Genomic DNA, 20,062 nt, shown 5'->3' with positions numbered 1-20,062 from the left:
ATACTACAAGAAGTATCAGATTTAAAAAAATGGAGGGGGCCAGTTTTTTGTTGGAATTCACGCCAAATCTTAACGCTCATCATAACGAGCCATTATATTTGCAGTTATATAACTATATTAAAAAAGAAATAAAAACAGGGAACCTACCAACAAACACGAAGCTTCCCTCAAAGCGCAAACTTTCAACGTATTTACAAATTAGCCAGAATACAATCGAAGCAGCTTATGGTCAGCTTTTGGCTGAAGGCTACATTGAGGCAATGCCTAGACGGGGATACTTTGTTTGTGAACTGGAACAAGCGAATTTCATGATTAAGCGGGATGTTCAATTTGTGGAGGAAAAAAAACACAAGGAGCAGTTTTTTGCTTATGATTTCACCTATGCAGGTGTGGATGCAGGATCGTTCCCTTTTGGAGTGTATCGGAAAATTACCAACGAAGTTCTACGCATAGAAAATGAACAAGTACTTTCCCTTGGACATCCACAGGGCGATTTCGGGCTCCGTGAAACGATTGCAAAATATTTATTTGAATCACGCGGGGTTCATTGCTCGCCAAGCCAAATAATCCTAGGCGCGGGGACACCCTACTTATTAAGCCTTTTATTCAAGCTGTTACAAGGAAGTAAATTCGCTGTGGAAGATCCCGGATATCATCAGAGGCTTTTTCTCCACGGGCAAAATATCGTCGATGTTCAATTGATTCCTCTCAATCAAGGTGGAATCATCCTATCCAACTTGGAACAAAGCGGAGCAAATATTGTCTGTGTCTCACCGTCTCACCAATTTCCTTGCGGGATGATCATGCCGATTTCACGACGAATGCAGCTTTTAAACTGGGCCGAAAAGGAAGAGAGCCGTTTCATTATTGAGGATGATTATGACAGTGAATTCCGATATAGCGGAAAACCGATTCCTGCCCTTCAAGGAATTGATAAGTATGAAAAAGTCATTTATATGAGCACCTTTTCCAAAGCCCTGCTCCCTTCAATACGATTAAGCTATATGGTTTTACCACCGCCATTAATTAAAAAGTATCAAGATGAATTATTTTTCTATACCCAAACGGTATCAAGGATTGATCAAGAGGTCTTAACACGATTTATGCAACAGGGTTATTGGGAAAAGCATATTCAAAAAGTAAGGGTTGTCTATCAAAAAAAGCGGGATTGGCTGATTTCAACGATTTCGGACTATTTTCCCAAAACCGCAGACATCATTGGTCAAGACTCGGGACTACATATCTTAATACGACCCAATAATGGTTTGAACGAGCAGGAACTGATAGATAAAGCTGCAGAATTTAGTATTAAAGTGTATCCGGTCTCCCCTTATGGAAAAAACGATGATCAAACTGTCTTACTCGGTTTTGCCACTTTGATCGAAGAAGAAATGGTTAAGGCCGTTCAGTTACTTGCGAAGGCTTGGTTTTATTGATTCTTTTTGATTAAACAAGTCCATAGTAAGAGAGTTTTTCCGAATGTTGGTTAAAATGAGATAGACCATGTATAACTGTTGAATTATTGTGGCATGGGTGTCCCTCTTTTCCTAAAAAATTCAAAAGAAAGAAGGCGGTTGATATGTTTAGAAAGTGGGGAATGTTCCTTTTATTAATCGTCCCTATTTTAAGTGCTTGTGCTTCAAATCAGCCTAAGGATCAGGCACCAGCTGAGAAGAAGATTTCTGTAGCAGGGAAGCTTCCAAAAATTGATCATATCGTTATTGTGATTGAGGAAAATCGCTCACAAAAAGTAATTCAAGGGAACCCATCGGCTTCCTATATCAATTCATTAATGAAGCAGGGCGCAAACTTAACGAATTTTCATGCCACCTTGCACCCGAGTCAACCCAACTATTTGAACTTATTCTCCGGTTCCAATCAAGGTGTTTTAGATGACGGAGTTCCTAAAGGGAAATTTTCTACAGATAATTTGGCAAGCGAGCTGATTGCGAAAAATTATACATTTGCAGGCTATTCCGAGGACATGCCTTCGGTTGGCTTCAATGGGGCATCGTCTGGTCCTAGCGGTTATGCCCGCAAGCATAATCCATGGGTAAACTTCACCAATGTGCCAAAAGAAGTAAATCAGCCACTGACCAGCTTTCCAAAGGATTTTGCTAAACTGCCGACGGTTTCGTTTGTCATACCAAGTCTTAGAAACGATATGCATGATGGTACGATTAAGGAAGGAGACGATTGGCTGAAGGCACAGATTGATCCATATGTCCAATGGTCGAAGACTCATAACAGTTTATTAATTGTGACCTGGGACGAAGATGATTTTTCACAGGACAACAAAATCCCAACCTTTCTTGTCGGCCCAATGGTAAAAACAGGAGAGTTTAATGAAAAGTTAAATCACTTTAATCTTTTAAGGACCATTGAGGATCTTTACGGATTAGCCCATGCGGGGCAAAGTAAGACGGCCGAGCCTATTAGGAGTATATGGGTTCGTTAAAGAGTAGATGTCAATGGTGCCTCTGTTGTTTGTTTTAGACTATCATGGGTACTGTGAAATCTTTACAGTGCCCGCTATTCTGCTTTTTTCTTCTATACCTCAAGATTGGTCCACGCGTTTCAACCTATTTCGTTTACCAACCGGTTCTGGCTCTTTACCTACCAGTTTGCAAGTTTACATTCCGGTTCTCCCTTTTTACCCACCTCTTTTCGCCTTTTACCTTTCACTTCTCATTTAAGCTACTGAAATTCAGGTATTCTTCTTTGAAAATTACCTTTTTAAAAGAAGAATTACCATTTTCAGTAAATTCACGTCTCTAGATAGTCCACAAATTCAACCTACTTTCATTTACCAACCGGTTTTGGCTCTATACCCACCACTTTTGCCAGTTTACAATCCGGTTTCTCTTTTTACCCACCTCTTTTCGCCTTTTACCTTCCACTTCTCATTTAAGCTACTGAAATTCAGGTATTCTTCTTTGAAAATTACCTTTTCAAAAGAAAAATTACCATTTTCAGTAAATTCACATCTCTAAACGGTCCACAAATTCAACCTAATTTCATTTCCAACCGGTTTTGGCTCTTTACCCACCAGTTTGCAAGTTTACATTCCGGTTCTCCCTTTTTATCCACCACTTCTCATTTAGTTATAAATAAAAAACACTATTCAGATAACAGGAATAGTGTTTCCACAAAAAGACCAGCTCATTTTCACTATTTGTAATATATTAGACATAATAATCCCCCCTTTTTGTGATTTATATCACATAGAAACTAGGAAAAATCACTTAAAATGATGTCAAGTTAAATCAAAGGGGGAATTAAAATGTTTGCTGCTTGGTTAATAACAATAAGTGTATTTTTAATTTGCATTTATGCAACAAATATCATTATGAACGGATTAAAAGAAAAAGACCAATACGATTTAGCTATTTTACATTCTCAACTTGAAAATCTAACGATAGATCATAAAAGAATGGCAAAAAAAGTATCATAATAGTAAAAACAGCTTCAAATGAAGCTGTTTTTTAATACTTTATCTTTTTAAATCATGATAATGTCTAATCACTTCTTGAGTAAGCTCGCTATTTTCATCCAAGCCGCTTACTTCCTTAAGGACAACAGCCAATCCACTCTCATTAATCATCGCTTGCAGTTTTACCGCTTCCTCATCTTCTTGGTAATCAAAAAGTAATGCGGAAGCGATAGCTTTAGCAAGGTTCGTGTGTGAAAGGCCCGCTTTTGCCGCTTCCGTAGCAGGTCGTACGAGGCGGTCATTTGGCCCTAGTTTACGCAAAGGAGAGCGGCCCACCCTTGTCACTGCATCATTCAAATAGGTATTTTTAAAACGATTAATAATCTTATTAATATATTGCTGGTGATCATCTGAATTTAAACCATACTGATTAATTAAATAAGCCCCGGTTTCGCCAAGAGTGGCTTGAACCTGTTGGACAATGGCTTCATCTGCTAATGCTTCATCAATGGTTGCTTTCTTTTCCAAATAACCAAGATAAGCAATGACCGCATGTCCTGTATTCACGGTAAAAAGCTTTCTCTCAATAAAAGGAGCAAGATCAGAGACAATCTTCATCCCTTCAACCGAAGGGATACTTTCATTTGTTTCCACTACCCATTCATAGTATGGCTCTACAAGAACATCAAGTGACCCTTGATTATTTTGAATCGGAACAATTCGATCAACTGCGGAATTAAAGAAAGAAACTTTATCTGCTAACTTTGTTTTTGTCTCATCATCTAAGTGTTCAAAAATATAACCCTTTAATAAATCTGTAGCAGATATTTGATTTTCACATGCAATAATATATAATCTTTCATTGTTCGCTTTCACTCTTTGAGTTAAGCCCTTGGCAATTAACGGAGCAATCCGAGGCAGAATATTGGGGCCAATGGCGGTTGTAAGGTATACAGCCTTGCCAATCGCTTCTACTACTTCGTCTTCCTGTGTCATATTATTAAGCCCGGAAACGTTCGTAATTGTCATACTCTCCTGCTGGTCCTGTGCCAATTTAACTTGATACTGCTTTTCTTCATTTAATTGGTTAATAATTTGATCTGCAATATCAACAAAGGTAACATGATAGCCGGACTGTGAAAACAGAGCACCAATAAATCCTCTGCCAATATTCCCTGCTCCAAAATGGACTGCTAGTTTCATTTTTATCATTCCTTTATAATATTTGTTTGAAGATAATCCAAAAAGATTGCCTCTAATCTAGTCCGAATCATCTCTTCATTCGATGATGAAAAAATTAAGATTGCCTCATTATTCTCAATTAAGCTTGTGCTAATCAGGCTTACTATTTCCTGCTCCCTTACACTTAATTCCTCAGGAGCCAGCATGAGCAGTAAATTCTTCATGTACATATCATTTCCATCCATACCTTTAACGGGTATAGGCTGCTTTAAATGGGTGATTTGAAAAATAAGCTTTTTGACATTCTCATTTCTGCAATGGAAAAGCGCCATCCCCGTATCGGGTATTCCAAGTCCGCCTTTTTCTTCTCGTTCCTTTAATGAACTCATAACATCATCCGCATTTGTTAAAAGTCCCTTATTCTCCGCCAACTTGACCATCTCTTTTAATATTTGCTCATGACCGCTGAGAATAGGAAGCCGGTAAACACAAAAATTGTTTAAAACCGCCTGAATACTCTGATGGACATCCTGAAGTTCCTGTAAAATTCCTGAAATTGTGACACCCGTTTTGTTGGAGGAAGGGGCTGATTTTTGCAATGCCTTTAAATAACTCTTTTTTTCCGTGATATTCTTAATGTTATTTTTTAAAAAATTCTTGATTGTCTCGATATTCTCTTCGCTTAAGAGTGGGGAGACAATCATATATTCCAATTTTGTAAACGGAAGCTTTACTGTAGATATAATCAAATCATAACTACTGAAGTTTTCTTGCTGCTGCATTTCTTTAATCGATTTAATTTCAATCGTATCAATCCCGGCAATTTCCTTCTTAATTCGACTTGCCAGCATTTTAGACGTCCCAATACCCGTTGGACAAACAACCAAGGCTTTAATCGTAATATCCTCTTCCTTCATCACCAAGGCAGAACCAAAATGAAGAACAATAAAGGCAATTTCATCCTCAGGAAAAGCTTTAATCTCTTTAAAGTAGGTTTCCACACTATTTTTCACAGCCATAAACAGAACAGGATACTTCCGTTTGATTTCCTCTTTTAGCGGGTTAAATGACCCCATTTTCTGTTGAAGCCGGAATAGCGAAGGCTCCATATGGGCAAGCAATCCTTGATGTAAGGAAAAATCCTTCGTTAAATCAACATGAAGTTGAGAAGAAACATGTTGAATCAGATTTTTAATTTTTTTGCTAAGAACCACACTATCATAGGGAAGAATGTCTGCTGCCTGGAGTTTAGAACCTTTTAGGATTCCCGCCAAAAATAAAATATCGTTTTTCTTAAATTGAAAGGAGAATAATGATTCAAGTTCCCGGAGGATTTCGGAAATCAGGTTATATTCTTTTGTTAGTTCGTTAGCGAACTCCCCCTCTTCTTCCAAGAAAAAGAAAGCCTCTGCTCTTTGCAGCGTGATACAAATATGAACAATTAAACCAATATAATCACTATCAGCAAGCCTTTGCTGGAATTTGCTAAAAACAGTATTAACTACCCTATCAATCGCAAGTAAGTAATTGGGGTGAAAATAATATAAAATAAGATCCTGATGTGATTCTCCATTTTCTAACAAAAATAAACCCTCTATTAGTTCCTCGTTAAAATGAAGCAGCATAAAACTTGCCAAAGCTTTTCGCTTGGAGGATTCAGTGCCTATAAGTTCAACACCTACGCCTCTTTTTCGAGTTAGCTGGATATTAAAATTGCCGAGCCAGCCTGTCAGTTCATCCAGGTAAGCTGTTAATGTCGCAGCACTAACGCCGAGATCAATGGACAAAGCCTGAATTTTATAGGATTCTTCCTGAATTAATGCGATGAGCAAAAGCAACTCTTTTTCCTGAGGAGTTTGATCGATTGGATCGATTCCCATTAAATATTGAATTAATCGAAAAACTTGTTCGTTCTTTCCCTCAACCACCAAGCCTTTATCCGTATTTCGGACTAACTGAAGGTCAAAGGAGTCAAGGACTTTCTCAATAGACTTTAAATTACGCTGGATGGTTCGAACACTAACATTTAAATATGTAGCAAGGGTTAATGCTGTATGCTTCCCAGATGTTTTGATAATTAATTCAATAATTTCTTTTTCCCTTGTAGTTATGTACATGCTACCAACTCATTTCTGGTGATGTAACACGAATAGAAAAGCAAATTTTCTACTTTTCTATTCGTAAACTACTCTATTGATTTTTATCATTTAAAATATCTATGATTTCCTTTGCCGACTTGGCTTCTACTAATTTTTCAATATTGGCCATGTCAGAGCAAGTAACTGCAATACCTGATAAGATTTCAAGATGTGTACCATCTTTCCCAGCAATACCGAAAATCAACCGCACTTTTTGTCCATCGAAGTCAACCCCGTTCGGAACCTGTAAAACAGTAAATCCAGAATTCAGGACATCCTTTTTTGCTTCTTCCGTACCGTGTGGAATCGCAACATCATTTCCCATATAGGTAGATGTCATTTCATCACGGGCGATCATGGCATCAATATAGCTTTCCTTTACATAGCCTGCTTTAACTAATGCTCTACCTGCAAAGCGAATGGCCTCTTCTTTTGTAGCGAATTCCTGATTTAAAAATATATTTTCTTCACGAAGTAATGAATCCTGGGCATCATTGCCACCATTTGGTACATTGTCTTCCGCGTCTTCAACTATTTCCTGAAGTTCCGCTGTTTCAGGGTTTTTCAATCGGTTCATTAAATGATCGTATTCCGGGCTTGATAAGAAATTATCAACCGAAATATGATAAGCATTCGGCACTTGTTTCAGAGCTCTTGGTGTCAACTCTTCCTGCGTAATAACAATTTGTGCATCAGATGGCAGGTTGCTAATCGCTGTATTAGTTACAGAAATATTCAACCCTGCTTCTTTCACTTTTTTACGAAGAAGAGAAGCTCCCATTGCACTTGAACCCATTCCCGCATCACAGGCAAAAATAATTTTGCTGACGTTTTCCGGGAAGGTACCAGGATTTGATGCAAAAACATTGGCGACAGAACTTTTCTTCCCTTTCATTTCTTGCATTTTTCTCGCTGCTTCTTCAATGTCTTCATCTGTTTCCTTCCCAGTTTTTACGATAAACGATGAAACTACAAAGGAGACAATACCAGCTACGAGCACACCCGCGAAGTTAGCAATATATGCACTTGCATGATGGGGAGTAACAGCGGTGATAGCGATAATACTTCCCGGTGATGCAGGAGCGAATAATCCTCCGCCTAAAAGCACCTCTGTAAATACGCCGCTCATCCCCCCAAGAATAACGGCAATAAACAACATTGGGCGCATTAAAACATAAGGGAAGTAAATTTCATGAATACCGCCAAAGAATTGAATAATCGCCGCACCTGGGGCTGATCTTCTGGCCGTACCTTTTCCAAAAATAATATAGGCTAACAGGACACCAATACCAGGTCCTGGGTTGGCTTCAAGAAGGAATAAAATCGATTTTCCTGCTGTTTTAGCTTGTTCAACACCAATTGGCGAAAGGACGCCGTGGTTAATAGCATTATTTAAGAACAAAATCTTTGCTGGTTCGATAATGATACTTGTAAGCGGCAATAACCCTGTGCTTACGAGCCAATCGACCCCTTTTACAAGCCAGCCTGTAAATACGTCAACGGCAGGACCGATTGCCAAAAAGGCTAGAATAGCCAACAATCCTCCAAGTATCCCAGCGGAGAAGTTATTCACAAGCATTTCAAAACCAGCTTTGACTTTCCCTTCGATCCACTGGTCAAATTTCTTGATTACATAACCGCCAAGCGGTCCCATGATCATGGCGCCGAGGAACATCGGAATGTCAGCGCCAACAATGACACCCATTGTGGCAATCGCACCAACGACCGCACCACGTTGATCATGAACTAACTTACCACCCGTGTATCCGATTAATAACGGAAGGAGGTACGTAATCATCGGGCCAACCATTTTGGCAAGGCTTTCATTTGGAGTAAACCCGGTAGGAATGAATAGTGCTGTAATTAAACCCCAAGCAATGAAAGCTGAGATATTCGGCATGACCATTGAACTTAGGAAGTTACCGAACTTTTGGACAGCTACTTTTATATTAGATTGAGCCATATGCTCTCTTCCCTTCATTAGTTTTGTACATAGTCAATGGTAAAGGACAGAGCACCCTCATTCAATAAAGAAGAAAGCTAACTTTGTCGCACAAGAGATGACAAACATAGTTTTTCTCAAAAAAGGTTCACTATACGATAGCAACAATAGTAACAAAAAAACACGGTTCAAAATTGAACCGTGTTTTAAATAATCATTCACCTGCTTATTCAACCGTAACCGATTTTGCTAAGTTACGTGGCTTATCCACGTCGCAATCACGGTGCAGTGCTGCATAGTAGGCAATTAATTGTAATGGTATAACAGAGATAAGTGGTGTTAATAATTCATGTACTTCTGGAATGATGAAGCTGTCTTCGTCCATATTTAAACCCTTCATCGAAATGATGCATGGGTTTGCTCCGCGGGCAACGACTTCCTTCACATTTCCGCGAATGCTTAGGTTTACACTTTCTTGAGTAGCTAGAGCAATAATCGGCGTTCCTTCTTCAATTAAAGCAATCGTGCCATGTTTTAATTCTCCGCCAGCAAAGCCTTCTGCTTGAATATAAGAAATTTCCTTTAATTTCAAGGATCCTTCTAAGCATACATAATAGTCAACTCCGCGGCCGATAAAGAAGGCATTTCGTGTTACCGATAAAAACTCTCTTGATATATGCTCAAACAGCTCTTTTGAATCGCAAAGAACTTCCATTGCATTTGCAATAATTCCAAGTTCATGTACCAAGTCAAAGTCAACTTTGATATTTTGGCTCTTTGCCGTTACCTCGGCCAGTATGGAAAGCACGGCTATTTGGGCTGTATAAGCTTTCGTAGATGCAACCGCAATTTCAGGACCAGCATGTAGTAATAATGTATAATCCGCTTCACGAGAAAGAGTTGAACCAGGAACGTTCGTAATTGTTAATGCACGATAACCCATTCCTTTTACTTTAACAAGTACCGCACGGCTGTCTGCTGTTTCCCCACTCTGTGTGATGAAAATAAACAACGGCTTTTTCGATAACAGTGGCATATTATAAACAAATTCACTAGCAATATGAACTTCTACTGGAATTTTAGCCATGTTTTCAATCAGTTGTTTTCCGACAAGACCTGCATTGTAGGATGTTCCAGCTGCAACAATGTAAACACGGTCACTATCATTCATTGCACCGATAATTTCAGAATCAATGGTTAGTTCCCCTTGCTCATTTTGATACGTTTGAATAATCTTACGCATCACAAGCGGCTGCTCGTCGATTTCTTTTATCATGTAATGAGGATATGTGCCCTTCTCAATATCACTTGCATCCAATTCTGCTTTATACGGTTTGCGGTTGATTGTCTCTCCAGCCAAGTTTTGAATTGTTACTTGGTCTTTCGTAACAATGACAACCTCTTTGTCCATTAGCTCTACATATTTATCTGTAACCTGAAGCATTGCCATCGCATCACTAGCAACGACATTAAAGCCGTCTCCTAAACCGACAAGAAGTGGGCTTTTATTTTTAGCAACGTAGATTGTTTCACGGTCTTTTGCATCTAAAAGGGCAAGAGCATAGGAACCATGTAAAAGTGTTAGTGTTTTACGGAATGCTTCTAAAACAGTTAGGCCTTCGTTTACAAAGAACTCAATAAGCTGAACAACTACTTCCGTATCCGTTTCACTTTTAAACTCAACATTTGAAAGATATTCGCGCTTTAAGAAATCATAATTCTCAATCACACCATTGTGTACAAGCGTAAAACGGTCTGAAGCACTTTGATGCGGATGGGAATTTGTTTTGCTTGGTACACCATGAGTTGCCCAGCGAGTATGCCCAATTCCAATATGAGCTGTTACATTTCCATCCACAATCTTTCGTAAATCTGCAATGCGGCCTTTTTCTTTGAATACATGAATCCCGTGCCCGTTTTGAAGCGCAATACCTGCTGAGTCATAACCGCGGTATTCCAGCTTTTCAAGACCTTTTAATAAAATTTCCTTTGAATCCTTATTTCCAATATATCCAACAATTCCACACATAATTTCTTTTCCTCCCTGATTTAGGGGGCAAGAATGCTTTGGAGGCTTACCTTGCCCCCTTATCTCCGTTTTTTAGGTATCTGTCTATACCCTTTAAAGCGTGAAGCTAATATGTGTGCATTTTCTTCTCTTTGTGCATCGAGTTGCCTCAGATGTTTTAAAGAAGAACTGACGGTTGTGCATCGCAACCGGGAGGTATCCGCCGAACATTTCGATAAACCTCCTCCTCGTCAACTAATTCAACTCACTATGAATTAGTTCAGGCGCTTTAAAATGTTTTAAATCACTATCCACCTTTCTTTAGTAAGATGTGCTTTTAACAACAAAGCAAATCAATCTTACCTGAATTCAAGATTTCCGTCAACTAGGAAGATAAAGGGATTTTGACTTTTCTTTTACAAGTGAAAAATTATACATAATAAAATATGCATAAGGGATATTAAGGTTCCCTTATGCATATAAAATAGACTATTCTTTTAATTCCATTTCCTCTTTAACTACCATTACAATTCTGTTCACGTAGGATTCACATAGCTCTTCCGTTGGTGCTTCGACCATTACACGAACTAGCGGTTCTGTACCGGATGGACGGACAAGCACTCTTCCGTCACCTGCCATTTCAGTTTCCACCTGTTCAATAATTGCTTTTACTTTATCATTATCCGTTACATGAAGCTTGTCTGTCACTCTTACATTGACAAGCTTCTGCGGAAACTTCTTCATTTCACCGGCTAATTCGGATAATGGCTTATGGGTTGCCTTCATAATATTTACCAATTGTAAGCCTGTTAATAGACCATCACCTGTTGTGTTATAGTCAAGGAAAATAATATGACCCGATTGCTCACCGCCAAGATTATAGCCGCTTTTCTTCATTTCCTCTACCACATAACGATCGCCCACTGCAGTAGGAACGCTTTTGATTCCATGGCTTTCAAGAGCCTTATAAAAACCAAGATTACTCATAACTGTTGAAACAATTGTCCCATGCTTTAAACGTCCATGTTCCTTCATGTACTTTCCACATATGTACATTATTTGGTCGCCATCCACGATATTTCCCTTTTCGTCAATCGCAATCAAGCGATCGCCATCCCCATCAAACGATAAGCCGACATCTGCAACCTTTTCCTTAACTAGTTGAGCTAAAGCCTCGGGATGGGTGGAACCAACTCCGGCGTTAATATTCAGTCCATTCGGAGACGCTCCCATAGTCGATAGGTCTGCATCAAGATCAGCAAATAGATGCGTTGCCAGAGAAGATGTTGCTCCATTTGCACAATCTAAAGCAATATGGATTCCAGAAAAGTCTTCATCTACTGTGTGTTTTAAGTATTGTAGATATTTTTGTCCGCCTTCGAAATAGTCCATAACTTGCCCTAAATCAGAACCTACTGGCCTTGGTAATTGATCTTCCTGTAAATCAATTAGTTTTTCAATTTCTAATTCTTGTTCATCCGAAAGTTTAAAACCATCAGGACCAAAAAACTTAATTCCATTATCCGCTACTGGGTTATGAGAGGCGGAAATCATAACCCCTGCCTGGGCCCCTAATGCTTTGGTTAAATAAGCAACACCAGGAGTAGAAATTACCCCAAGTCGCATTACTTCTGCACCAATGGACAGTAAACCGGCAACAAGAGCGCCTTCGAGCATATGGCCTGATATACGAGTATCACGGCCGATAATGACTTTCGGGCGGTCCTTGTCCTTTGTTAAAACATATCCACCAAAACGCCCTAATTTAAAGGCAAATTCAGGTGTTAATTCACTATTTGCAACTCCGCGTACTCCATCGGTACCGAAATATTTTCCCATTATTAAAATCGCTCCTTCATCAATATATTGCAGGGTTTATGCGTTGTTTTTAGTTATTGTGACGTTTGCTCTGGATTGATCAAGTTCCCAGTCTACCTCCGAAGGCCCTTCCACTTGAATTTTTACATTATGGTCCCCTTCCTTAAGGTTGGACACATCGATAAAAACATTAAAATCTTTTGATTTTAATTTGTTCACCATGGAGCTTGGACCATTGACTGTTATATCGACATTATCGGGATTGTTTATCTCCGCAGAATACTGGTCAGATAAACCGAGGATTGTTAAAGGAATCCCCGATATCGTTTTTTCTTCTTGCTTTTTCACAACAATGGTTGCCGTCACCATTTCCGGCGATACCTTTGTGATTCCATTCGAAATGATTACAGGTAAATCCATTGTCTTATTATCATCAATTTTACTTACATCCACCTCAACGCGAACATGGGCATTTTTTAAGGCATGTTCACTACCAATAATTACTGCATCCTTTGTATCTAAAGTGATGGAATCAATGGTTACTCCACTAGGCGGTGTTCCAATTTGTTTGATATCAATCGGAACCTTTTTACTTATATCCTTGACAGGTATGGTTACCCTTACCGTACTAGGATCGACCTCAACGTCCAATTTATTTAAGTCGCGGTCGAGAACCTGGATATTCGCTTCCTGTGAAATCGTTTTATTTATCTGATCTTTAACATTGAGCGTCGCTTTTACGTAGCTAATTCGATCAATTAAGTTTTTTGCCCCAGTAATTTTCACTTTATTTGGCTCAACAACGGGCTGCCCTGCAGCAAAGCCTTCCTGAAGCAATCCTTGGTTAAATTCAGTATCCACTTTATATTCCTGAGTAATTTTCTCTTGAACGGACACATTTACACGGGACGGCTTTATCGTAGCCTTTAACTTATCTGATAAATCTTTTATTTTCAGTTTTACGGTCTGATGGCCAATCTTGGCCTTTGTTAAATCAACATATACTTCAAAGTTCCGCAATGCTTTCGCATTTTGAATATGTGTTACCGGTCCTTTTAATGTTAGCTTCACTTTGTTTGGAATCCCCGATACGACTAAATTTTCCGTATCATAGTATACCTTTACCGGTACATCATTTAGGGTTTCAGTGGTTTGCTCACCTGGTACATTCACACCGGTAAACTTGGTGCTGTTCGTAGTATGGGGAACAGATGAATAAAGCAGAACAGCTAGAACCAATGCAAGAATTTTTATAAACCACCGATTATCCATCAATTTATCCATTTTTCTTTCCCCTCCAGTTCCAACGAGCTGAAGAAGCCTGTTTGACTTTGGTATTCACTAATAATTCACTCGATAATAATTCTTTAAATTCATCGGTATTTAAATCTCGGTGAAGTTCCCCATTTTTCGTAAGAGAAATTCCACCTGTTTCCTCCGAAACCACCACTGTGATGCTATCTGTTACCTCACTAATCCCGAGTGCTGCCCGGTGTCTCGTCCCCAGCTCCTTAGAAATAAAAGGACTCTCTGACAAAGGAAGATAGCAAGCCGCAGCAGATACATTATTTTTTTGAATAATGACCGCTCCATCATGGAGAGGTGTATTTGGAATAAAAATATTGATGAGTAATTCTGAGGAAATTTTTGAATCTAAAGGAATCCCCGTTTCAATATAATCACTCATTCCTGTTTCTTTTTCAATCGAAATTAAGGCTCCTATCCGACGTTTTGCCATATAATCTGTTGCTTTTATAATGGCTGCAATGGTTTTCTCCGGATCATCGTCATCTGGACTACCGCTTCTCGAAAAAAACCGTCCCCTGCCCAGCTGTTCAAGTGCTCTTCTAAGTTCCGGCTGAAAAATAATAATAATCGCAAGAAATCCCCAGTTAATGGCCTGTTGCATCATCCAGCTTAATGTTTTTAAGCCTAAGTATTCACTGACTACCCTAACAAGCAGAATTACCAAAATTCCCTTGAGTAATTGAACGGCCTTTGTTCCTCTTATAACATTAATCAGCTTATAAATGACATACCACACAAGGAGAATATCAACAATACTAGATAAATACTTCCATACTGTGAAATCGGCAAACGGCATTGTTCTTCCTCCGTAATTTTGCATAAGAATCCATGAAATCTAAACCCATGTTATTATAACATAAATCAAGCTTGTACCTATTATATGTAGTATCATAAAAAAACAAATCACTCAAATCGGAGTGATTTGTTTTCTATTGCGTTTCATTTTGATCAAATACGTTAATCACATCATGTGCGGTCTTTTTCATATAATACCAAATCCAATCAAAAACCTCGTTCACTTCTTCAATTCTCCCTGTGACATGGCCGGCTGATGCCATATATTTTTCCCCGTTTATGACTGTAACGTCACCTTGAACTTCTCCTTCAATCTTTAATTTACCATTTCGAACAATGACATCCCCCTTTACTACTTCGCCTTTAGGGACAATCACAGTATTATTTTGGACAATTAAATTCTTTTGTTTCGAAACAGAAAATTCACGGTTCTGACTCCAGGTTGAAAATAAACTTCCCAACATTAAAACAATAAAGAGCGATGCTGCGGCCAGTATTGGGTGATTTTTCAGCCAGCGTTCTATCCCCACTTTTTTCTTTTCTTTTGGAAGCTTTGCCATAACATTGGCTGTAAAGTTAGATGGGGCCTGCATATTTGAGGTGCTTTTCACAAGAGCAACAGTCTTTTTTAATTCATTAAAAAGGGGTTCACATTCTTTACAGTCCTGGAGGTGCCCTCTTAAAATTGCTTCATTTTCTGGTGTGATCTCTTCATCTAAAAAGTCATGCATTAATTCAATGATTTGTTCTGGACATTTCAACCGTATCACCTCTTTATCACACATAACGTAATTGTTGCCGTAAAGCTTCCCGTCCGCGGTGAATTCTCGTTTTAACCGTACCTAAGGGCATATCGAGAATTTCACTGATTTCGTTTAATGACAACTCTTCAATATATTTTAAGACAATAACTGAGCGATATTTTTCAGGCAGTTTTAAAATTTCCTTTTGAACCGTTTCATGAAGCTCTAAACTTTCCACTTCGCTTTCGGGTGGTTTTGTCTGCGAAGGTATTTGTGAATACATGGTAAGCCCCTCGGTTCCGGCTACTTCAGCATCCAAATAATAATCCGGTTTCTTTTTTCGAATGCGATCAATACAAAGATTTGTTGCAATACGAAAAAGCCAGGTTGAAAATTTTAAATCTTGATTAAAAGTATGGATATTCATATAAGCACGTAAAAAAGCTTCTTGGGCAAGGTCTTCTGCTTCATGTCGATTTCCAATCATTCGGTAACAAAGCTGATACACGCTATTCTTATAAATCTCGACAATATCGGCAAATGCGTCTTGGTCTCCCTTTATTACTTGCTTAATTCTCTTTTTAATGACCGCTTCCATCTATTTACCTCCGCTCTAATGCGGCTATACGATACTACGAATCGATAGCGAAAAAGTTTCGTTTTGAGCGAAAAACTTCTCAATACCTTTAATATTAACAAAAATTTACTAAACGCGCGCGTAAACTGAATTTTAGTAGAAAAATAAAAAAGCAGCCGAAGCTGCTTTTTTATAATAGTTTTTCTCCAAATAATGAGCCCATTAAAGCTACTGCACAAGTGGCTGTTCTATTTTTCTCATCTAGAATTGGATTTACCTCAACAAATTCTGCTGAAGTAATGATTTTTGACTCTTCTAGCATTTCCATAGCAAGATGGCTTTCACGGTAGCTGATCCCACCCATTACTGGCGTTCCAACTCCTGGTGCGTCGCTAGGGTCTAGACCATCTAAATCTAATGATAAATGAACGCCATCTGTTTTTTCTTTCAAATAGGCAATCGTTTCTTCCATGACTTTTGTCATTCCTAGGCGGTCGATTTCATGCATAGTGTAAACTTTAATGCCGATTTCTTTGATTAAATCCTTTTCTCCGTCATCAAGAGCCCTTGCACCAATGATTACAACATTTTCAGGCTTAATTTTTGGACTATAGCCGCCTAGTTGAGTTAGGAGTGGATGTCCTAATCCAAGACTAGCTGCTAAAGGCATTCCATGAATATTCCCTGTTGGAGAAGTTTCTGCAGTATTTAAATCACCATGGGCATCATACCAGATAACACCAAGGTTTTTATAGTGTTTTGCCACACCTGCTAATGTTCCGATTGCAATACTATGATCTCCACCAAGAACAAGTGGGAAAGACCCTGATTCGATGACTTCGTCCACCTTTTCAGCAAGCAATGTATTTTTTTCTGCTACTAAATCTAAATTACGTAGATTGGATTCTTTATCTACGACAACTTCAGGTCTGCCAATTGGAATATCACCTAAGTCATGTACTTCATCAAAAAGAGGTTTTAGGCGCTCGTTAATCCCAGCATAACGGATTGCACTCGGCCCCATATCGACTCCTCTTCTCATTTGTCCTAAATCCATAGGCATTCCAATAATTGATAGCTTTTTCATGCTTCTACCTCCTAGCCTTTATATCCCTATTTTAACCGCTTCCATTAAGATGACTCAACTCGACAAAAATATGTATATATATGCGGGGAAGGCCCGTAAATACTGTTTTAATAGGGTTTAGCGGGGTTATTTTGTGAGTTCCTGTATGGCTGGCTATGACTTTTGGGAAAATTTTTAATGTTTTTTTTTGTTGGTTTTAATTTGTACCAGCTTATTTAAGTGGAGTTTTACCTTAGAAAACAATATAAAGGACTTTTCACATGACCTTGGGTGGTAATTTGTCTTTAAAAACAAAAAAGCCTTAAATCAGATAATGATTTAAGGCGAATGGTTTATGTAGTGTATGGTGGAGTCTAGGGGGATCGAACCCCTGACCTCCTGCGTGCAAAGCAGGCGCTCTCCCAGCTGAGCTAAGACCCCGATATGTTATGCTTGAAGCGGAAGACTTTATTTGTACCCGCGCCCCCCACCTTGGCAAGGTGGTGTTCTACCACTGAACTACTTCCGTAATTCATAGGTAAAGACCAATGGTCAATTTGAACAAAATGAGCCATGAAGGACTCGAACCTTCGACCCTCTGATTAAAAGTCAGATGCTCTACCAACTGAGCTAATGGCTCTTTTTTGGCTGGGCTAGCTGGATTCGAACCAACGAATGACGGAGTCAAAGTCCGTTGCCTTACCGCTTGGCTATAGCCCAATAATCTTATAAAAATAGCTTGTCCATTATTTTTAAAAATATAAGTGGTGGAGGGGGACGGATTCGAACCGCCGAACCCTGAGGGAGCGGATTTACAGTCCGCCGCGTTTAGCCACTTCGCTACCCCTCCAATAAAATAAAAAAGTGCCGGCTAGAGGACTTGAACCCCCAACCTACTGATTACAAGTCAGTTGCTCTACCAATTGAGCTAAACCGGCATGGTATAATGGTGGAGGATGACGGGATCGAACCGCCGACCCTCTGCTTGTAAGGCAGATGCTCTCCCAGCTGAGCTAATCCTCCGATATAATGTAAGTTATTTTCGCGAATACGATATAACTTTGGTGACCCCTACGGGATTCGAACCCGTGTTACCGCCGTGAAAGGGCGGTGTCTTAACCGCTTGACCAAGGGGCCTATAGCCTATTTAAATTAGGTAAGCTTCCAAGCGGGCTCGAACCGCTGACCTCTTCCTTACCATGGAAGTGCTCTACCTACTGAGCTATGGAAGCATAGCTAAATCATTTAAAAATAAAAATGGCTCCGCAGGTAGGACTCGAACCTACGACCGATCGGTTAACAGCCGATAGCTCTACCACTGAGCTACTGCGGAATAATTTTATAACAGCCTGGCAACGTCCTACTCTCACAGGGGGACAGCCCCCAACTACCATCGGCGCTGAGAAGCTTAACTTCCGTGTTCGGTATGGGAACGGGTGTGACCTTCTCGCCATTATTGCCAGACTATTTATCAGACACTTTTATATTATAATGTCTTTTTAAAATTTTTCAAGAGGAAAATTGATTTTTTTCATTCCCTCAAAACTAGATAATGCAGAAGAAGTTTTGTAAAAACGAGTTCACCTTCATATAATACATATGACTTGGTTAAGTCCTCGATCGATTAGTATCAGTCAGCTCCACATGTCGCCACGCTTCCACCTCTGACCTATCAACCTGATCATCTTTCAGGGATCTTACTAGCTTGACGCTATGGGAAATCTCATCTTGAGGGGGGCTTCATGCTTAGATGCTTTCAGCACTTATCCCGTCCGCACATAGCTACCCAGCGATGCCTTTGGCAAGACAACTGGTACACCAGCGGTGCGTCCATCCCGGTCCTCTCGTACTAAGGACAGCTCCTCTCAAATTTCCTGCGCCCACGACGGATAGGGACCGAACTGTCTCACGACGTTCTGAACCCAGCTCGCGTACCGCTTTAATGGGCGAACAGCCCAACCCTTGGGACCGACTACAGCCCCAGGATGCGATGAGCCGACATCGAGGTGCCAAACCTCCCCGTCGATGTGGACTCTTGGGGGAGATAAGCCTGTTATCCCCAGGGTAGCTTTTATCCGTTGAGCGATGGCCCTTCCATGCGGAACCACCGGATCACTAAGCCCGACTTTCGTCCCTGCTCGACTTGTAGGTCTCGCAGTCAAGCTCCCTTATGCCTTTACACTCTGCGAATGATTTCCAACCATTCTGAGGGAACCTTTGGGCGCCTCCGTTACTCTTTAGGAGGCGACCGCCCCAGTCAAACTGCCCACCTGACACTGTCTCCCACCCCGATAAGGGGTGCGGGTTAGAATTTCAATACAGCCAGGGTAGTATCCCACCGACGCCTCCACCGAAGCTAGCGCTCCGGCTTCTACGGCTCCTACCTATCCTGTACAAGCTGTACCAAAATTCAATATCAGGCTACAGTAAAGCTCCATGGGGTCTTTCCGTCCTGTCGCGGGTAACCTGCATCTTCACAGGTACTATAATTTCACCGAGTCTCTCGTTGAGACAGTGCCCAGATCGTTACGCCTTTCGTGCGGGTCGGAACTTACCCGACAAGGAATTTCGCTACCTTAGGACCGTTATAGTTACGGCCGCCGTTTACTGGGGCTTCGATTCAGAGCTTCGCTTGCGCTAACCCCTCCTCTTAACCTTCCAGCACCGGGCAGGCGTCAGCCCCTATACTTCGCCTTGCGGCTTCGCAGAGACCTGTGTTTTTGCTAAACAGTCGCCTGGGCCTATTCACTGCGGCTCTTCGAGGCTATTCACCTCAAAGAGCACCCCTTCTCCCGAAGTTACGGGGTCATTTTGCCGAGTTCCTTAACGAGAGTTCTCTCGCTCACCTTAGGATTCTCTCCTCGCCTACCTGTGTCGGCTTGCGGTACGGGCACCTTTTATCTCGCTAGAGGCTTTTCTTGGCAGTGTGGAATCAGGAACTTCGGTACTAAATTTCCCTCGCCGTCACAGCTCAGCCTTCGCGAGAAGCGGATTTTCCTACTTCTCAGCCTAACTGCTTGGACGCGCATATCCAATAGCGCGCTTACCCTAT

13 protein-coding genes, 10 tRNA genes and 2 rRNA genes (1 of these 25 only partly in view) are annotated in these 20,062 nt (G+C 40.3%); 3 read left to right on the top strand and 22 right to left on the bottom strand.

Annotated features, from left to right (window positions below; all coding sequences use genetic code 11):
* Positions 1-47: 47 nt before the first annotated feature.
* The 3 genes from pdxR (at position 48) to RCG21_RS03545 (ending at position 3,454) form a co-directional block, all read left to right on the top strand.
* On the top strand, positions 48-1,436 hold the full coding sequence (pdxR, locus tag RCG21_RS03555) for a MocR-like pyridoxine biosynthesis transcription factor PdxR (RefSeq protein ID WP_133339326.1): 1,389 nt from the start codon (positions 48-50) through the stop codon (positions 1,434-1,436).
* Positions 1,437-1,579: 143 nt separating this feature from the next.
* Positions 1,580-2,458, top strand: a complete 879-nt coding sequence (locus RCG21_RS03550; RefSeq protein ID WP_133339328.1) for an alkaline phosphatase family protein — start codon at positions 1,580-1,582, stop codon at positions 2,456-2,458.
* Between the two features lie 825 nt (positions 2,459-3,283).
* Complete coding sequence (locus tag RCG21_RS03545) at positions 3,284-3,454, top strand: hypothetical protein (RefSeq protein ID WP_165976390.1); 171 nt, start codon at positions 3,284-3,286, stop codon at positions 3,452-3,454.
* A gap of 39 nt (positions 3,455-3,493) precedes the next feature.
* Here RCG21_RS03545 and RCG21_RS03540 read toward each other — a convergent pair whose 3' ends face one another.
* From RCG21_RS03540 to RCG21_RS03435, 22 genes are all read right to left on the bottom strand, one after another.
* Positions 3,494-4,636 carry a mannitol-1-phosphate 5-dehydrogenase gene (locus RCG21_RS03540; protein WP_133339330.1) on the bottom strand — a complete coding sequence of 381 codons (1,143 nt, stop codon included), beginning with the start codon at positions 4,634-4,636 and terminating at the stop codon, positions 3,494-3,496.
* A gap of 5 nt (positions 4,637-4,641) precedes the next feature.
* Positions 4,642-6,732, bottom strand: a complete 2,091-nt coding sequence (locus RCG21_RS03535) for a BglG family transcription antiterminator (protein WP_133339332.1) — start codon at positions 6,730-6,732, stop codon at positions 4,642-4,644.
* A 73-nt stretch (positions 6,733-6,805) separates the two neighbouring features.
* A complete protein-coding gene (locus RCG21_RS03530; protein WP_133339334.1) occupies positions 6,806-8,716 on the bottom strand; it encodes a PTS mannitol transporter subunit IICBA in 1,911 nt (636 codons plus the stop codon).
* Positions 8,717-8,921: 205 nt separating this feature from the next.
* Positions 8,922-10,724 carry a glutamine--fructose-6-phosphate transaminase (isomerizing) gene (gene glmS / locus RCG21_RS03525; RefSeq protein WP_133339336.1) on the bottom strand — a complete coding sequence of 601 codons (1,803 nt, stop codon included), beginning with the start codon at positions 10,722-10,724 and terminating at the stop codon, positions 8,922-8,924.
* A 468-nt stretch (positions 10,725-11,192) separates the two neighbouring features.
* Complete coding sequence (gene glmM, locus RCG21_RS03520) at positions 11,193-12,542, bottom strand: phosphoglucosamine mutase (protein WP_133339338.1); 1,350 nt, start codon at positions 12,540-12,542, stop codon at positions 11,193-11,195.
* Positions 12,543-12,578: 36 nt separating this feature from the next.
* Positions 12,579-13,805 carry a CdaR family protein gene (locus RCG21_RS03515; RefSeq protein WP_133339340.1) on the bottom strand — a complete coding sequence of 409 codons (1,227 nt, stop codon included), beginning with the start codon at positions 13,803-13,805 and terminating at the stop codon, positions 12,579-12,581.
* Positions 13,798-14,625, bottom strand: a complete 828-nt coding sequence (gene cdaA, locus RCG21_RS03510; protein WP_026576967.1) for a diadenylate cyclase CdaA — start codon at positions 14,623-14,625, stop codon at positions 13,798-13,800. Before cdaA ends, RCG21_RS03515 begins: the two co-directional genes overlap by 8 nt.
* A 133-nt stretch (positions 14,626-14,758) precedes the next feature.
* Positions 14,759-15,385 (bottom strand): anti-sigma factor family protein, encoded by a 627-nt coding sequence (locus RCG21_RS03505; protein ID WP_133339342.1) that lies wholly within the window; start codon positions 15,383-15,385, stop codon positions 14,759-14,761.
* A gap of 16 nt (positions 15,386-15,401) precedes the next feature.
* The gene (sigW, locus tag RCG21_RS03500) at positions 15,402-15,965 is read right to left on the bottom strand and encodes an RNA polymerase sigma factor SigW (RefSeq protein WP_133339344.1); all 564 of its coding nucleotides are present in this window, start codon (positions 15,963-15,965) and stop codon (positions 15,402-15,404) included.
* 169 nt (positions 15,966-16,134) lie between these two features.
* The gene (rocF, locus tag RCG21_RS03495; protein WP_133339346.1) at positions 16,135-17,031 is read right to left on the bottom strand and encodes an arginase; all 897 of its coding nucleotides are present in this window, start codon (positions 17,029-17,031) and stop codon (positions 16,135-16,137) included.
* Between the two features lie 344 nt (positions 17,032-17,375).
* Positions 17,376-17,451 (bottom strand) — tRNA-Ala (locus tag RCG21_RS03490).
* Positions 17,452-17,467: 16 nt separating this feature from the next.
* Positions 17,468-17,538: transfer RNA gene (locus tag RCG21_RS03485), tRNA-Gly, on the bottom strand.
* 39 nt (positions 17,539-17,577) lie between these two features.
* A tRNA-Lys gene (locus RCG21_RS03480) sits at positions 17,578-17,650 on the bottom strand.
* A gap of 5 nt (positions 17,651-17,655) precedes the next feature.
* Positions 17,656-17,730, bottom strand: a tRNA-Gln gene (locus tag RCG21_RS03475).
* A gap of 45 nt (positions 17,731-17,775) precedes the next feature.
* Positions 17,776-17,860 (bottom strand) — tRNA-Tyr (locus RCG21_RS03470).
* Positions 17,861-17,875: 15 nt separating this feature from the next.
* A tRNA-Thr gene (locus RCG21_RS03465) sits at positions 17,876-17,948 on the bottom strand.
* Positions 17,949-17,957: 9 nt separating this feature from the next.
* Positions 17,958-18,033: transfer RNA gene (locus tag RCG21_RS03460), tRNA-Val, on the bottom strand.
* A 39-nt stretch (positions 18,034-18,072) separates the two neighbouring features.
* Positions 18,073-18,147 (bottom strand) — tRNA-Glu (locus RCG21_RS03455).
* 22 nt (positions 18,148-18,169) lie between these two features.
* A tRNA-Thr gene (locus RCG21_RS03450) sits at positions 18,170-18,242 on the bottom strand.
* 26 nt (positions 18,243-18,268) lie between these two features.
* Positions 18,269-18,343 (bottom strand) — tRNA-Asn (locus RCG21_RS03445).
* Positions 18,344-18,357: 14 nt separating this feature from the next.
* A 5S ribosomal RNA gene (rrf, locus tag RCG21_RS03440) occupies positions 18,358-18,474 on the bottom strand.
* Positions 18,475-18,614: 140 nt separating this feature from the next.
* Positions 18,615-20,062, bottom strand: a 23S ribosomal RNA gene (locus RCG21_RS03435) (it continues 1,489 nt past the right edge of the window).

The organism is Bacillus salipaludis, from assembly GCF_030938565.1.
GTDB classification, from domain to species: domain Bacteria; phylum Bacillota; class Bacilli; order Bacillales; family Cytobacillaceae; genus Neobacillus; species Neobacillus salipaludis_A.
Note: the sequence above shows the minus strand (reverse complement) of the source record. Positions and strands in the feature narration are given on the sequence as shown.

Bases quoted from the DNA above. Each gene is read 5' to 3' on its own strand.
- cdaA (WP_026576967.1), bottom strand. From the start codon at position 14,625: ATGCCGTTTGCCGATTTCACAGTATGGAAGTATTTATCTAGTATTGTT.
- glmM (WP_133339338.1), bottom strand. From the start codon at position 12,542: ATGGGAAAATATTTCGGTACCGATGGAGTACGCGGAGTTGCAAATAGT.
- RCG21_RS03515 (WP_133339340.1), bottom strand. From the start codon at position 13,805: ATGGATAAATTGATGGATAATCGGTGGTTTATAAAAATTCTTGCATTG.
- RCG21_RS03545 (WP_165976390.1), top strand. From the start codon at position 3,284: ATGTTTGCTGCTTGGTTAATAACAATAAGTGTATTTTTAATTTGCATT.
- sigW (WP_133339344.1), bottom strand. From the start codon at position 15,965: ATGGAAGCGGTCATTAAAAAGAGAATTAAGCAAGTAATAAAGGGAGAC.
- RCG21_RS03540 (WP_133339330.1), bottom strand. From the start codon at position 4,636: ATGAAACTAGCAGTCCATTTTGGAGCAGGGAATATTGGCAGAGGATTT.
- RCG21_RS03535 (WP_133339332.1), bottom strand. From the start codon at position 6,732: ATGTACATAACTACAAGGGAAAAAGAAATTATTGAATTAATTATCAAA.
- glmS (WP_133339336.1), bottom strand. From the start codon at position 10,724: ATGTGTGGAATTGTTGGATATATTGGAAATAAGGATTCAAAGGAAATT.
- RCG21_RS03530 (WP_133339334.1), bottom strand. From the start codon at position 8,716: ATGGCTCAATCTAATATAAAAGTAGCTGTCCAAAAGTTCGGTAACTTC.
- RCG21_RS03550 (WP_133339328.1), top strand. From the start codon at position 1,580: ATGTTTAGAAAGTGGGGAATGTTCCTTTTATTAATCGTCCCTATTTTA.
- rocF (WP_133339346.1), bottom strand. From the start codon at position 17,031: ATGAAAAAGCTATCAATTATTGGAATGCCTATGGATTTAGGACAAATG.